Genomic DNA, 15,249 nt, shown 5'->3' on the forward strand with positions numbered 1-15,249 from the left:
ACCTGCCGGTATTCCACGCCTACCCGTTACGATCTGTGCTGGGGAGTTCGCTGTCTGAACAGCGTAATCAGTACAGATCAACATGAAGCGGGGACGGCGCATGCGGGACGGCCGGTGGACGACGGTCACCGACTCCGAATTCGAGCATGAGCGCCGCGGGCTGGAGGCAGTCCGCAAGCACCTTCCGGACACCGAGCCGTGGCGTGCCTGGTCGAACTTCACCTTTACTGCGAACTCCGGCCATGTCCGCGAGGTCGACCTGCTGGTCGTCTCGCCAGGCGGTGTGTGCCTGATCGAGTTGAAGGACTGGCACGGCTCGGTCGAGTCCCGCAACGGCGGCTGGCTGCAGACCCAGCCCAGCGGCCGTCAGATCTCCCACGGCAATCCCCTGCACCTGGCGAACAAGAAGGCCAAGGAGTTAGGCGGGCTGCTGTCGCAGAACGCCGGCCGGAGGGTGTGGGTGTCGGAGGCGGTGTGCTTCACCGACTCGTCCTTACGTCGGCGACTGGCCGCTCACGACCAGCATGGTGTGTACACGGTCAGCGATCTGGTCACGATGCTGAAGCAGCCCCCGAGTGAGGAGCGGCGCCGTATCGACGGACCGGGTTCCCGGGCGATCAAGGCAGCCCTGGAGCGGGTCGGCATCGCGAGAAGTGATGCAGAGTACAAGGTCGGTCCGTACCTGCTGAACCGGAAGTCCTTCGACTCGGGCCCGACTTGGGCCGACTACCTGGCGCGCCACAGCGACCTGCCGGAGGACGCGCGGATCCGGATCTATCTACGGGAGCGCGGTTCGGACGCGGGACTGCGCGCGTCGGTGGAGCGGGCGGCCAGGCGTGAGGCGGCGGTGCTGCAGCGGTTCCGGCACCCCGGCGTCGTACAGCTCAAGCAGTACGACTCCTCCGGGCACTCCGCGGGCCCTGCGCTGATCTTCGACTATGACGCACAGACGCTGCGCCTGGACGAGTACCTGACCCAGTACGGCGAGAAGCTGGACATCCTCAGCCGCATGGCACTGGTACGCCAGCTCGCCGAGACCGTGCGCTCGGCGCATGGCCGCCGCATCTTCCACCGGACCCTGGCCGCACGCGCGATCCATGTGATCCCTCGTACGCGACGCCGGGCGGTGGGCACGGGCGGCGAGGACACCCCCTGGCTCAGCCCGCACCTCCAGGTCTCGGACTGGCAGGTCGCGGTGTCGCGCAGCTCTGAACAGAGTGAGCCCGGTGGCGAGCGTCTGGCGCCGACCTCGTTCTCGCGTGCGGGCGCGCATCTCGCGGAGGGCTCCGACCCGTATCTCGCGCCGGAGCTGACCGCGCTCAACGCCGACCCGATCACGCTGGATGTGTACGGGCTCGGCGTGCTGACGTACTTGCTGGCGACCGGCAAGGCCCCTGCCGCCAGCCAGGCCGAGCTGGTGGCGCGCCTGGAGGCGGGCGAGGGCCTGCGGCCGAGCGCGGTGGTGGACGGTCTGTCGGAGGACATAGACGAGCTGGTGCAGGCGGCGACGGCGTTCCGCCCGGAGCAGCGGCTGTCCTCGGCGGACGAGTTCCTGGAGATGCTGGAGATCGTCGAGGAGGGCCTGACCGCGCCTGCGGCCGCCTCCGCCGAGACTCCGGTCCCGGTATCGCGCCCGGCCGCCGAGCCGGAGAAGGACCCGCTGGACGCGGTGGCCGGGGACGTTCTGGCGGGCCGCTGGGAAGTGCGCCGCCGACTCGGTACGGGCTCGACGAGCCGCGCCTTCCTCGTCCGGGACCTGGAGGCGGACCCGCAGGCCCGCCGCTCAAAGGCTTTCGTCGTTCTGAAGGTCGCGCTGTCCGACAGCCGCGGCGAGGTGCTGGCGCGCGAGGCCGAGGTGATGGGGCGGCTGCGCGCCGACTCGCGAATAATCCGCCTCGTCGATCCGGAGCCGCAGCGCATCGGGGGCCGAACGGTCCTCGTCATGGAGTACGTCGGTGACGAGCGCGACACCGACACCGAGGCGGCGACGTCCGGCTCGAAGTCCCGCCGCCGCGAGGAGACGGTCGCCCGTCAGCTGCGCGAGCAGGGCCGCCTGTCGGTGGACCAGCTTGAGGCGTACGGCGACTATCTGTTCGGCGCGGTGGACTTCCTCGAGGGCGAGGGAGTGTGGCACCGCGACATCAAGCCGGACAACATCGCGATCCGTATCCGCCCGAACCGCACCCGTGAACTGGTGCTGATCGACTTCTCGTTGGCGGGTTATCCGGCGAAGGAGACCGGGGCCGGCACGGACGGCTATCTCGACCCGTTCATCGGCACGCTGACCCGCTCCTACTACGACGCCCACGCCGAGCGGTACGCGCTGGCCGCGACCCTTCATGAGATGGCCTCGGGCGAGTTGCCGGTGTGGGGCGACGGGAAGGTCTCCGCACGGCAGACCGACCCGGAGAAGGAGCCGTACCCGCAGATCCAGGCGGACGCCTTCGACTCGGCGGTACGTGAGGGCCTGCGCGCGTTCTTCCGGAAGGCGCTGCATCGGGATGCGGCGCAGCGCTTTCCCGACCTGAAGCCGATGCGCGCCGCCTGGACAAAGATCTTCCTGGCGATGGACGAGGCGGTGCCCTCGTCCCGGCGCACCCGGCACGGAGCAGCGCACAGCGAGTCCGCCGAGGCCGCCACCCCGGAAATCGCCGAGGCCGAACCGGAGAACGCCGAGCAGCAGCGCGACCGGATCGCCGCGGATGTCGAGCGGAACACGTCCATCGCGGCGTCCGGTCTGAGCCCGGCCGCGGAGTCCTTCGTCTACGGGCTGGGAGTCAACACCGTCGGCGAGCTTCTCGACTACAGCCAGCGCCGCCTGGTCAACGCCCCCGGCCTGGGCTCGAAGACCCGTCAGGAGGTCCTCGGCCGCATCAAGGAGTGGCGCCAGCTGCTCGCCGAGAAGCCCGCCGCCCCGCTCACCCCGGAAGGCCGCAAGGCCGCGAAGGAGGAGCTGTCGGCGGCCGAGGCGGCGCTTGTGGCGGCGAGCGACAGCGCACTGGGCCTACCCGAGCAAGCCCTTCGCACGGTCAGCCTGGACACCCTCGCGACCCTGTTCGTACCGGAGCTCAGGAAGGACGGTTCCAACCGCAACGAGGTCGAGATGGTACGGCTGTTGCTGCGCCTGCCCGACGAGAGCGGCGTACTGCCGGAGATCGGCGTCTGGCCGAAGCAGAAGGACGTGGCGGAGGCGCTGAGGCTGAGCCATGGCCGTATCCCGCAGATGCTGAAGACGCAGCGGACGCGGTGGAGGAAGCATGCGGCGGTGAAGGCCCTGCGCGCCGAGATCCTGGAGCTGCTGAGTAGTCTGGGCCGGATCGCCTCTGCGGCGGAGGTCGCGGACGCGCTGGCGGTACGGCGTGGCACGCGGCTGCAGGAGCGTGAGCAGCGGCGGGCGCTGGCACTGGCCGCGGTGCGGGCCGTGGTGGAGGTCGAACAACTCGTCCCGGACGAGAGCGAGTTCTCGCACGCGGCGAACCGTGACGCGGCCGATGAGGGGATGGGCGCGGGCCTGTTGGCGCTGGAGTTCAGCGAGGAACGCGACGCACCCGAGACGCCGTCCGCGCCGGGCCTGCTGGACTACGCGCAGCGGCTGGGCCGGGTCGCGGACCGGCTGGCGAAACTCGACACGCTGCCGACGGCTGCGACGGTGCTGGGCGAGTTGGGCGCGATCAGCGCGCCGAGCGGGGTCGTGGAGTGGGACGAGCGCCGGACGGTGGAGGTCGCCGCGGCGGCCTCCCGGAACGCGGCAGCGACTCCGCGTCTGGAGATCTACCCGCGCGATCTGTCGCTGGTACGGGCGCTGCGGCTCACCCAGGCCGGACTGGTGCGGCTCATCCCGGGTGTCGCGGAAGCCTGGCAGCCCGGCCTGACGGGCGAGGACGTACACGAGCGGGTGCGCGCCCGCTTCCCCGAGATCCTGGACGGGCGCGGCGGGCACTCCCTGCCGACGGGCGGGCCGCTCACGAAGGCCTTGCAGGAGGCCGGTTTCGACCTGGTGCTGTCCCTGCGGGAGGGCACCCGGACCTTGCGGTACCTGCCTCGGCAGATCGACATCGGCTCCAGCTACCTGTCGTCGGGCGCGGGGCGGCAGGTGACGGGCACGGCGGTCGCCACCCGCTACTCGGACGACCCGCAGCTCGGGGGCGCGGTCGCGGCGGAGGAGCGGCTGGGTGCGTCCACGCGGCGGGACGGTTTTCGGGTGCTGACCGTGCGGACCATGTACGCGCGGGACGCGGTGGGTGAACTCGCGGGCGGAAACGGTGGCCGCTTCGCGGCGGAGGCCGTGTCGGTGACCGGGCTGTTCCTCGGCGCGCTGCACGAGCAGGTGGACCCGCGCCCCTTGCCCACCTGGGAGACGATCCTGCGCGCGGATGTCGCGGAGCCGGGTTCGGTGGCGGCGACGAAGTTCGCCGAGTACGCCGTCACCGCGTGGGGCGAGGTCGAGCCGCGGGTGAGCGGACTGTTGTCGGTGAGCGCTTCCAGGGTTCCTCTGCTGCTGGTGGACGCGGGTGTGTTCGCGCGGTACGACGCGATGGGGGTGCTCGACCGGCTGGCCGAGCAGGCCCGGCAGGGCGGGCGGCCGCTGTGGCTGCTCTGCCCGCAGGCCGACCCGGCGCGCGCGCCGCGGCTCGGGACGACGGCCGTGCCGTATCAGGCGGGGCTGGGCGAATGGATAGTGCTGCCGGACTCGTGGGTGACGAACGCCCACCGGGCCGGCGGAACGGTACTTACGGGAGACGTGGCGAAGTGATCGACCGCAAGGCGCTGTTAACGGACCTGATCAAGCAGGTCAAGGCGGTCGAGGCCGATCTCGGCAAGCAGGTCAGGGCCGTGCCGGAGGTGGGTGCGCGGCTGCGGGGCGAGTACGACCGCGCGTTCAAGCTGGGCCGTACGGCGGCGACTTGGGGTTCCTGGCTTGGCGAGCGGGTTACGCAGGTCGGTGTTGCGTGGGTGCTGGGGTCTGTGTTCGTCCGGTTCTGCGAGGACAACGAGCTGATACCCGAGCCGTACCTGGCGGGTACAACGGCCGAGCGCCGGGACCTGACGGAGGCGCGGTACGCGGACTACGTGGCGACTGGTGAGGACCCGACGTACCGCGGCTGGCTGGAGCGGGCGTTCGCGGAACTGGGCGCGGGGCAGGCCGGCAAGCTGCTCTTTGACGAGCGGCACAATCCGCTCTTCCAGATCCCGCTGTCGCATGACGGGGCGCGGGCGCTTGTCGATTTCTGGCGCGAGCGGGACGGGGAGGGCGCGTCCCTTGTCCATGACTTCACCGACCCGCTGAACGACGACGGGACGGAGGGGTGGGACACGCGGTTCCTGGGTGATCTGTACCAGGACCTGTCGGAGGCCGCGCGGAAGACATATGCGCTGCTCCAGACACCGGAATTCGTTGAGGAGTTCATCCTCGACCGGACGATGGACCCGGTGGTCCGGGAGTTAGGTGCGTCGTTCGGCGAGCTGAAGATGATCGACCCGACGTGTGGGTCGGGGCACTTTGTGTTGGGCGCGTTCCGGCGGCTGGTGCGGTTATGGGGCGAGCGGCAGCCGGGGCGTGAGCTTCACGAGCGGGTGAAGGCTGCGCTGGACTCGGTGCACGGGGTGGACATCAACCCGTTCGCGGTGGCTATCGCGCGGTTCCGGTTGCTGGTGGCGGCGATGGCGGTGGCGGGCGTACGGACGCTGGCCGAGGCGGGCAGATACGAGTGGCCGATCCACCTGGCGGTGGGCGACTCGCTCATCAAAGCGCGACAGCTCGAACTGAGCCTGGTGAACGAGGAGTCGGGCGACGAGCTGGCGGAATTCGCGTACGCGACGGAGGACGTGCACGAGCACAAGGGGATTCTGGAGCAGGGGCGCTATCACGTGGTGGTGGGGAATCCGCCATACATCACGGTCAAGGACAAGAAGCTGAACGCGTTATACAGGGACCTGTATGACGCGTGTGCGGGGACGTACGCACTTTCGGTTCCGTTCGCTCAACGTTTCTTCGAGCTGGCGAAGGCTGGCGACTCCGAGGGCCGTGGCTACGGAATGGTTGGCCAGATCACTGCGAACTCTTTCATGAAACGGGAGTTCGGAGCCAAGTTGATCGAGGTGTACTTCGCGCACAAAGTTGAGTTGACGGAGGTCATCGACACTTCAGGCGCGTACATTCCCGGGCATGGGACACCTACGGCGATCCTGATAGGGCGACGGCGGAGTGGCAGTGGCCGCGCGGAGACGGTCCGCACGGTGCGAAGTGTTCAAGGTGAACCGGCTGCGCCAAACGACGGCTCGGAGGGGCTGGTCTGGAACGCCATCGTGAGTCAGATCGATGATCCAGGCTCGATCAGCGAGTGGGTGTCTGTAGACGACCTTGATAGGCAGCGATATTTCGGCAGGCAGCCGTGGATCTTGGCCGACGGTGGACTGGAGATGGTCGAAGCAATCGACACGAATTCCACACATGGCATCGACACCTTGGCCAAGCGGATCGGTTTCGTGGGCATGACCCATGCCGACGACGCGATGATTCGCCCGAGCCGAGCATGGTCTCCAGCCATGTCCGATTACCTTGTTCCGATCGGGGCCGGTGACGAAGTCCGCGATTGGAGCGTCACCACTGACAACATGGCATTCTTCCCCTACAGCGATAACAAGAACCTCAAACCACTTAACGGGGCTGCCGCATATTCCGCCGATCTGTGGCCTTACCGTACGGATTTGGGGAGCCGAGCGACTTTCTCCGGAGGTACATACAACTCCGCAGGCCGACCATGGTGGGAGTGGCATCAGCTTCCCAAAGATCAAGGCGCGCATGCTTGGTCAATCGCTTTCGCAGAGGTAGCGACACACGATCACTTTGTTTTGGACCGGGATACGAAAGTCTTCAAGCAGTCTGCGCCTGTAATCAAGCTCCACAAGGAGGCAAGCGAGGACGAGCACTTGCGGCTCCTTGGGCTGCTCAACAGCGCTATCGCCTGCTTCTGGCTGAAGATGAATTGCCACAAAAAGGGAGGAAGTCCCGAATCTGGCGGCGGGCAATCCGACCAACCGTGGTCCTGGAGCTACCAATTCAACGGTACAAATATCGAACGGTATCCCCTTCCTGTCGCGTTTCCCACCGACCTCGCCACTGCTCTCGATACCCTTTCAGGGAAGCTCGCATCCATCAGTCCTCATGCGCTGACGCATAGCGACGCACCCACCCCCACCACCGCCTCCCTCCGGGAGGCCCGCACCGCGTGGCACTCCACCCGCGCCCAGATGATCGCCCTCCAAGAAGAGCTCGACTGGCAGGTCTACTCCCTCTACAACCTGCACGCCGAAGACCTCCGCGCCCCCGAATCCGACGTCCCCGAACTCGCCCTCGGCCAGCGCGCCTTCGAGATCGTGCTCGCTCGCCGGGTCGAAGCCGGCGAAGCCTCCGGTGAGTGGTTCAAGCGGCACAACTCCACCCCCATCACCGAGATACCCGCCCACTGGCCCGACGCCTACAGCCAGGTCGTCCAGAAACGCATCGACGCCATCGAGTCCTCCCGCGCCATCGGAATGGTCGAGCGCCCCGAGTACAAGCGACGCTGGGCCACCGACGGCTGGGACGCCCTCCAAGAGCGCGCCCTTCGCTCCTGGCTGCTCGACAAGATCGAGGACCGCGACCTCTGGTTCCAGGACGAGCGGCCCACCCTCCTCACCCGCGCCCAGCTCACCAACTCCCTGGCTGCCAACAACGACTTCGTCTCCGTCGCCGCCCTCTACGCGCCCCGCAAGGAACTTGCCACCATCGTCGCCGAGCTGCTCGCCGACGAGCACGTCCCCTTCCTCCCCGCCCTGCGCTACAAGCCCACCGGCCTGAAGAAGCGCGCCGACTGGGAGCACGTCTGGGACCGCCAGCGGCAAGAGGACGCCGCCCCCGACGAGCCCGCCAAGCGGAGGATCCGGGACTCGATCCCCGTCCCGCCGAAGTACACCTCCGCCGACTTCCTCAAGCCCTCCTACTGGCGGGCCCGCGGCAAGCTCGACGTACCGAAGGAGCGCTTCATCTCCTACGCCACGACCACCATCCCGGGCGCCCCCGACCTGCTCGGCTGGGCGGGCTGGGACCACCAGGAGCAGGCGTTCGCGCTCGTCATGCACATCGCGACCAACCCCCCATCCGACGAGGAGCTCGTCCCGTACCTCGCCGGGCTCCTGGAGCTTCAGCCCTGGCTGAACCAGTGGCACGGCGACTTCGAGGCCCTCTACAGCGGCTCCCCCGCGAGCTATTTCGCCGGCCAGCGCGCGATCCACCAGGACAGGCTCGGCCTCACCGACGACGATCTGCGTGCCTGGCGCTCGGCCGCTCCCGTCCGTGCTCGCCGTACCACCAAGGGGAAGTGACCATGGCCGCGAACAACACCCAGCCGCCGCTGCTGCGCGATGTCATCGACATCAAGCCGTCCATCTCCACCTCCGACTTCGTGCTGAAGCTCGCCGAGGCTGTCACCGAGGACGGTGCCGCCCGCGCGCTGCGGGACTACGTCGTCACCGAGCGGCTGCTGGAGAACTTCGACGAGGCCCTCGACCTGATCAAGGCCGCGCTGGACGGGCACACCTCGAAGGCCGCGTACCTCCACGGCTCGTTCGGTTCCGGTAAGTCGCACTTCATGGCTGTACTGCACGCCCTGCTGAAGGGCGACCAGGCGGCCCGCGCCCGCGCCGACTTCGACCCGCTGCTCGCCCGGCACGAGTGGCTCGGCACCGAGCGGAAGAACTTCCTGCTCGTGCCGTACCACATGCTCGACGCCAAGTCCCTGGAACAGCGCGTCCTCGGCGGGTACGTCTCCCACGTCAAGGCCCTGCACAAGGACGCGCCCACCCCTCAGGTGTACCGGACGGACAACCTCTTCAAGGACGTGCAACGGCTGCGCGCGAAGATCGGCGACGAGAAGTTCATCGACGGGCTCGGCGGCTCCGACTCGGCCTCCGGCCCGGTCAGCGAATGGGGCGTCGGGTTCTCCTGGACTCCCGCCCTGCTCGACACCGCGCTCGCCGCCCCGGAACCGGACGGCACCGAGACCTCGCTCAATCTGGTCAACCCGACCAAGCCCGTCGAGCTCCGCGCCAAGCTGGTGCACGACGCGATCGCCGGCTGGTTCCCGGGCTTCGCCAAGAACGCCTCCGAGGGCGAGGAGGGCTTCATATCCCTCGACGCCGGCCTCGCCGTCATCGCCGAGCACGCCAAGTCCCTCGGCTACGACGGTCTGATCCTGTTCCTCGACGAGCTGATCCTGTGGCTCGCCACTCTCATCCACAACCAGAAGTTCGTCTCCCGGGAAGCCGGGAAGATCACCAACTTCGTGGAGGGTGCGGACTCCCGCCGGGCCATCCCGATCGTGTCGTTCATCGCACGCCAGCGCGACCTGCGAGAACTGGTTGGCGAGGAGGTCTCCGGCGCGGCCGAGACCTCGATCCAGGACAGCCTCAACCTGGCGTCGGGACGCTTCGACAAGATCACCCTGGAGGACCGCAACCTCCCGCAGATCGCCCATGCCCGCCTGCTCAAGCCCAAGGACGCCGAGGCCGCGGCACAGCTCGACGCGGCATTCACCAAGGCCAAGAAGGCCGGACCGCAGGTGTGGGACACGCTGCTCGGCTCGGACGGCACGACCGGCGCGGACGAGGAGTCGTTCCGGCTGACGTACCCCTTCTCGCCCGCCTTCATGGACACCCTCGTCCATATCTCGTCCGCGTTGCAGCGCTCCCGTACCGGTCTGAAGCTGATGGGCCAGCTGCTGGCCGACCACCGCGACGACGCACGACTCGAGCAGCTGATCCCGCTCGGGGACCTCTACCCGGTGATCGCGGACGGCGGCGACAAGCCGTTCGTGGACAGCCTGAAGGCGGAGTTCACGGCGGCCGACAAGCTGTACAGGACCAAGCTCCGTCCGTACCTCCTCGGCTTCTACGAGGTCACCGAGGAGGACATCGAGCGCTACCGGCACCGGCCCGAGACCATCACCGACCGCCAGCTCACTCAGCGATGCTTCGCCTTCACCGGCGACAACCGGCTGATATGCACCCTGCTGCTGTCCGCGCTCGCGCCCAGCGTGCCCGCCCTGCGTGATCTGACGATCCGCCGCCTGGTCGCGCTCAACCACGGCTCGGTGGTCGCCCCGATCCCAGGCACCGAGGTCGGCACGGTCCAGCCGAAGATCGCCGAGTGGGCGTCCCGCTTCGCCGAGATCAAGCCGACCGGAACCGAGGTCAACCCGGGCGTACGGCTCGAACTGGCCGGTGTGGACGTCGACTCCGTCATCGCCAACGCCAACGTCAACAACAACCAGTCCAACCGCAGCACCCTGGCCAAGCAGCTACTGCGCGAGGAGCTGGGCATCCAGGATCTGGGCCAGATGGGCGCCGACGAGCTGAAGTTCGTCTGGCGCGGCTCGAACCGCACCGCCGAGGTCATCTTCGGCAATATCGCCGACCGCGACGACATGCCCGACCACGAGTTCTCACCCAGCGACGAGACCAGCTGGCGGTTCGTGATCGATCTGCCCTACGACGAGGGCGAGTACGGCCCCGTCGACGACGCCAACCGCATTCGCGACCTGCGCACCCGGCAGACCGAGCGGTCCCGCACCGTAGCCTGGATCCCCACCCATCTGTCGGCCGCCCGCTTCCAGGACTTCTGCCGCCTGGTCACCATCAGTTCCGCGCTCGCCGACCCGCAGCGCTTCGACAGCCAGTACGCCTCGCACCTCAACGCCGACAACCGGGCCCGCGCCAAGGGCCTCCTCGAGAGCCAGCGCGACTCGCTCATCAAGACGGTGAAGACGGCGTTCAAGCAGGCGTACGGGCTGGCCGACAAGAAGCCCGCCGACGTCGACGTCGCCTTCGGCGACCACTTCGAGCCGCTGCCCGACGTGCCGGATCTGAAGCCCGGCTTCGGCCAGTCGCTGCACGACGCGGCTCGGACGGTGGCAGGCAAGCTGCTCGCCCATCAGTACCCGGCCCATCCCGACCTCGACCCCGAGGGCACCGGCCCCGCGGTGAAGCCCGCCGACGCCAGGATCGTCTTCGCCCATGTCCGGGCCGCGACTGAGGCACCCGACCGAGCCGTCGACGTACCTGCGAAGGACCGGACGCTGATGCGGCGCATCGCCACGCCACTCGGGCTCGGGCAGCAGAAGGAGGCGTACTTCCAGCTGTCCACCCGCTGGGTCGACCATTTCCACCAGCAGGCCCGCAACGAAGGTGTCACCGGCGACCTCACCGTCGTACGCCTCGCCGAATGGCTGGACCGGCCCGAGCCGATGGGCCTGGAGCCCTTCCTCGCCAACCTCGTCATCGCCTCCTACGCGGAGATGGACGACCGGGTGTGGGTGCGGGCCGGCGCGCTGCTCGACCCGGCGCCCGAGCCCTCGGCCGTCAAGTCGGGCGACGCGCTGCGCGCCCAGCCGCTGCCGGAGGAATCCGTGTGGCGCGAAGCCGGGGAGCGCTACCAGGAGATCTTCGGCGAGAAGCCGCCGACGCTGCGACGTGGCCGGATGGTCAGCCAGTTCGCACGGCAGATCACCGGTCAGGCCCGCAGGTTCCAGCCGCACGCGGCCGATCTCGTGCGGGAGTTGGAGAAACACGCCCGCCTGCTCGACCTGGACGGCGGTGCCGAGAACGACGAGTCCGGGCGCCTCGCGCTCGCTCGGCGTTCCCTCGCCCTGCTCGATGCGCTGATCGCCGCAGACCGGGGTCCGGCAGGTGGCACCGGCGGTGCCAAGCAGGTGATCACCACCCTCGCCTCCGTCGACCTCGGTGAGGTCTCCCCCAGCCGCTACGGGACGTCCATCAAGCAGGCCGAGGCCGTTGCCTCGGCGCTGGCGACCGCCGCCTGGGACACCCTCGCCCTCGCACCCAACTGCGGACCCGAAGGCGAGGCGCTGCTGGAGTCGCTGCGCGGCGCGGCCCGCGTGGATCAGCGGACTTCGAACCTGGTGAACGCGCTGAACGAGGCGCGCAAGGCCGTCGTCGCCCTGCTCGGGCGCAGCCGGATGGCGAACCAGCCCGCACCCACCCCGGTGGCACCGCTGCCCGTCCCGCCCGCGCGGACGCCCGGCTCGGTCAATCTGCATACCGGCACAAGCCACCCGCCCGTACCGACAACGCACACTCCGGGCACGGGCAGCACGCCACGCTCGGGCGGCGGCCGGACCAAGGCCTCGCAGGCCCTCGCCTCGTTGCGGGCCGAACTGGACGAACTGGCGACACGGGAACCCGACGCCACCATCGAGATCACCTGGCGGGTGGTGGAGTGAGTACCGCAGTCATCACCAGCGCGGTGCGGCTCAACACCGCCACCGTCACCCAATACCTGGCGTCCCAGTCAGGACTCGCCTCCGGCAGGCGCAAGGCCGTACTGCTGCGCGCCGCCCCGGCCTGGGACGGCCGACCCGAGCTGTCCTGGGGCGAGCGGCGAGCGCTGGTGGCCGCAGCACCGTCCCCGCTCGCCGTGTACGAGCTGGTGCTGACCCACCTCGGTGCGGCGGACCCGTCCGGCCCCGAGGTGCTGGTCGTGCTCACCGACCGGGAGGAGGCGGAGCTCGGCCCCGACCTCCTGTCCAAGGTTCACAAGCAGCGCGTCAACACCGTCGACACCTGGGACGTCGTGCGCGAGGCGTTCGGCGCCGGCGGAACCGACCACCGCCTCTTCGACGAGAACTGGGCCGCCGAAGCACTCCTGGACGCCACCCCGCCCGGCGGCTGGTCCCAGCTCACCGGCGGCGTACTGTCCCGCACAGATGCGCTGGCCGCACTCACCCTGCGGCGGCTCGGCATCGGCCGCTATGACCCCGACCGCGGCCCGCACAGTCCGGCGGCGGGCGACGACGGGCTGGACGTCCACACCCTGCTGCGCTGGTCGCTCGCGCCCGGCGGCCCGGAGCGGCTCCTCGCGCTGCGAGCGCCCGAGCGCGCCGGGCTCGCCCGGTTCCTGAGCGAGGAGGACCAGGCAGGGCTCACCGGGCGCGCGCTGCTGGCGCTGGTCGGAGCCGAACACGGGCCGGACGCGGTCGCGTTCGGGCTGGTGTGCGCGGCGCTCTGGGTCCACGCCGACACATCGGCGGACGCCGAGGACTACCGCGCTCGTGGGCGCGCCGAGCGCTGGTTCGGGGACGAGCCGCCCGCACACGGCGAAACCCTCGACGCACTCGTGGCCGCCTTCGGTCGCGCCTGCGAGGAGCTCGTGTCCGCCCTGCTGTTGAGCGGTCGTTCCGAGTTGGACGAGGACGCAGGGCGGGCGCGGCGGCTGACCGGGGCTGTACTGGATCGGGCAGCCTCTTTGGTGCGGCAGTTCGGTGCGGAGCGAGCCGCCGAGACAAGCCCCTTGCTGGCGGCGGGACTTGAGGCTCGCTTCGCGGCCGTCGGGCGGGCCCTCGTCGTCGGCGATCCGCAGCGGACCGCCGAGGCCGTGAAGTCGCTGAGCCGGCACCGGCTCGCCCCGGATGCCGACGCCCGTACCCGTATCGAGCGGGCGCGCATGGCGCAACGGCTTGCCCAGTGGCTCGCGACCGATCCGCCGGTGGAAGCGGAGACAGTGGCGGCCGGTATCGGTCGGCATGTCGCCGAGACCGGGTGGGTGGACCTGGCTCTGGAACACATCGAGGCGGGGGGCGACCCCGATCCCGTACTGAAGTCCGCGTACGACACCCTGTGCGTCTCGACGCGGGCACTCCGGCGGGAGGCCGACCGGCACTTCGCGCTGACGCTCGCCACCTGGACGACGGGCGGCACAGACCCCGGTTCCATGCTGACCGTGGAGTCATTCCTCCCGCGGGTCGTGGGCCCGGTGGTGAAGGCCGGGGAGCGTCGAGTGCTCATGCTCGTCCTCGACGGGATGAGCGCGGCGATCGCCGCGGAACTGGGCGAGGAACTGCGTGAGCACTGGGCGGAGTACGACCCTCTGCCCGGCACGAAAGACGCCCCGCGCCGCAGGGCCATGGCCGCTGCGCTGCCGACGATCACGTCGGTGTCGCGCACCTCGCTGTTCGCCGCCCGGCTCATGGAGGGTTCACAGGCCGACGAGAAGCGGCTCTTCCCCTCCCACCGCTTCTGGGGCGATCAGAGCGTGGCGGTCTTCCACAAGGACGCCCTGCGCAGCGAGACCGGCGGCGCCCCCTTCGGACCTGAGCTGGACGAGGCGCTCGCCAGTGACCGTACTCATGTCGCGGTGGTCCTCAACACCGTCGATGACCGGCTCGCCACGGAACAGAAGCTCGGCGACGGAGCATGGCGGCTCGACCAGATAGGGAAGCTGCGGGAGCTGCTGCGCGTCGCCGCCGGCCAGGGCCGCGCGGTCATCCTCACCAGCGATCACGGGCATGTCATCGACCGGCACGGCGTGAAGGTGGAGGCCGAGGGCATGCAGTCGGCCCGGCACCGTACGCCCGGCGGGTCGCTTGCAGAGACGGAGGTCGCGCTGGCGGGGCCGCGTGTGGTCTCCCCCGAACCGGGCGGTGCCATCGTCGCCCTGTGGGACGCGGACTCCCGCTACACGGCTCTGAAGGCGGGCTACCACGGAGGCGCGGCGCTCGCCGAGTTCACCATCCCGGTGCTGGCCTTTCTGCCGTTCGGAGCGACGCCGCCGAAGGGCTGGCGGGAACTGGGCAGTCAGCAGCCGTCGTGGTGGTCTCTTACCCCGGGCACGCCTGAACCGCAGCCGACGTACCCCCGTGTGGCTGAGGTGTCACCCGTGCCGTCGAAGAAGGCGGCGAAGAAACGGCAGGAGGAGGCCGAGCGCGCTGCCGCAGGCGAGCAGTCACTCTTCGACGTCACCCTGGTGCCCAGCACAGAAGGTGTCCTGCTCGCTCCGGAGCTGGTGTCGCCCGACGATGCGCTGGTGAACGGACTGCTCGGTTCGGAGACCTTCCTGGCCCAGGTGCAGCTGCTGGCGCGCAAGCCGGACCTCGCCCGGGTGGAGAAGGCGGTATGTGCACTGCTCGACGCGGGCGGCACCCTCCCGGTGACGGCGCTGGCGCAGCGCATCGGCCTGCTCGCCACCCGTGCAGACGGCTTCGCGGCCGTCCTGCGACAGCTGCTGAACTACGACGGTGTCCAGGTCCTGGAAACCCTCCCGGACGGCCGCACACTGCGGCTCAATACGCGCTTGATGCGGGATCAGTTCGAGCTCACCTGATCAACTACCGACAGTGATGCGCCCCACTGACAGAGTGAGGGGCTTGTGCTAGCCTCCGAATCAGGCCGTCACCAGAAACTGACGCCCGATTCGCC

The 15,249-nt window shown here is 69.3% G+C and carries 4 protein-coding genes; all 4 read left to right on the forward strand.

Features of this window, described 5'->3' with window-relative positions:
• Positions 1-100: 100 nt before the first annotated feature.
• From pglW to pglZ, 4 genes are read left to right on the forward strand one after another with little or no spacing between them, the layout of a single operon-like run.
• Positions 101-4,753, forward strand: a complete 4,653-nt coding sequence (gene pglW, locus ACZ3H8_RS11780; protein WP_467400403.1) for a BREX system serine/threonine kinase PglW — start codon at positions 101-103, stop codon at positions 4,751-4,753.
• Positions 4,750-8,364: a BREX-2 system adenine-specific DNA-methyltransferase PglX gene (gene pglX, locus ACZ3H8_RS11785; RefSeq protein ID WP_467400405.1), complete on the forward strand. Its 3,615-nt coding sequence runs from the start codon at positions 4,750-4,752 to the stop codon at positions 8,362-8,364. The genes pglW and pglX overlap by 4 nt, the downstream gene beginning before the upstream one ends.
• 2 nt (positions 8,365-8,366) lie before the next feature.
• Complete coding sequence (pglY, locus tag ACZ3H8_RS11790; protein ID WP_467400407.1) at positions 8,367-12,278, forward strand: BREX-2 system ATPase PglY; 3,912 nt, start codon at positions 8,367-8,369, stop codon at positions 12,276-12,278.
• Positions 12,275-15,154, forward strand: coding sequence for a BREX-2 system phosphatase PglZ (gene pglZ / locus ACZ3H8_RS11795; RefSeq protein WP_467400410.1), 2,880 nt, complete (start codon positions 12,275-12,277; stop codon positions 15,152-15,154). Before pglY ends, pglZ begins: the two co-directional genes overlap by 4 nt.
• Positions 15,155-15,249 lie beyond the last annotated feature (95 nt).

The sequence above is a fragment of the Streptomyces sp. NPDC002868 genome (assembly GCF_055563295.1).

What these genes read in the sequence shown, in the direction of transcription:
- pglW (WP_467400403.1), top strand. Translation starts at nt 101, where the DNA reads ATGCGGGACGGCCGGTGGACGACGGTCACCGACTCCGAATTCGAGCAT.
- pglY (WP_467400407.1), top strand. Translation starts at nt 8,367, where the DNA reads ATGGCCGCGAACAACACCCAGCCGCCGCTGCTGCGCGATGTCATCGAC.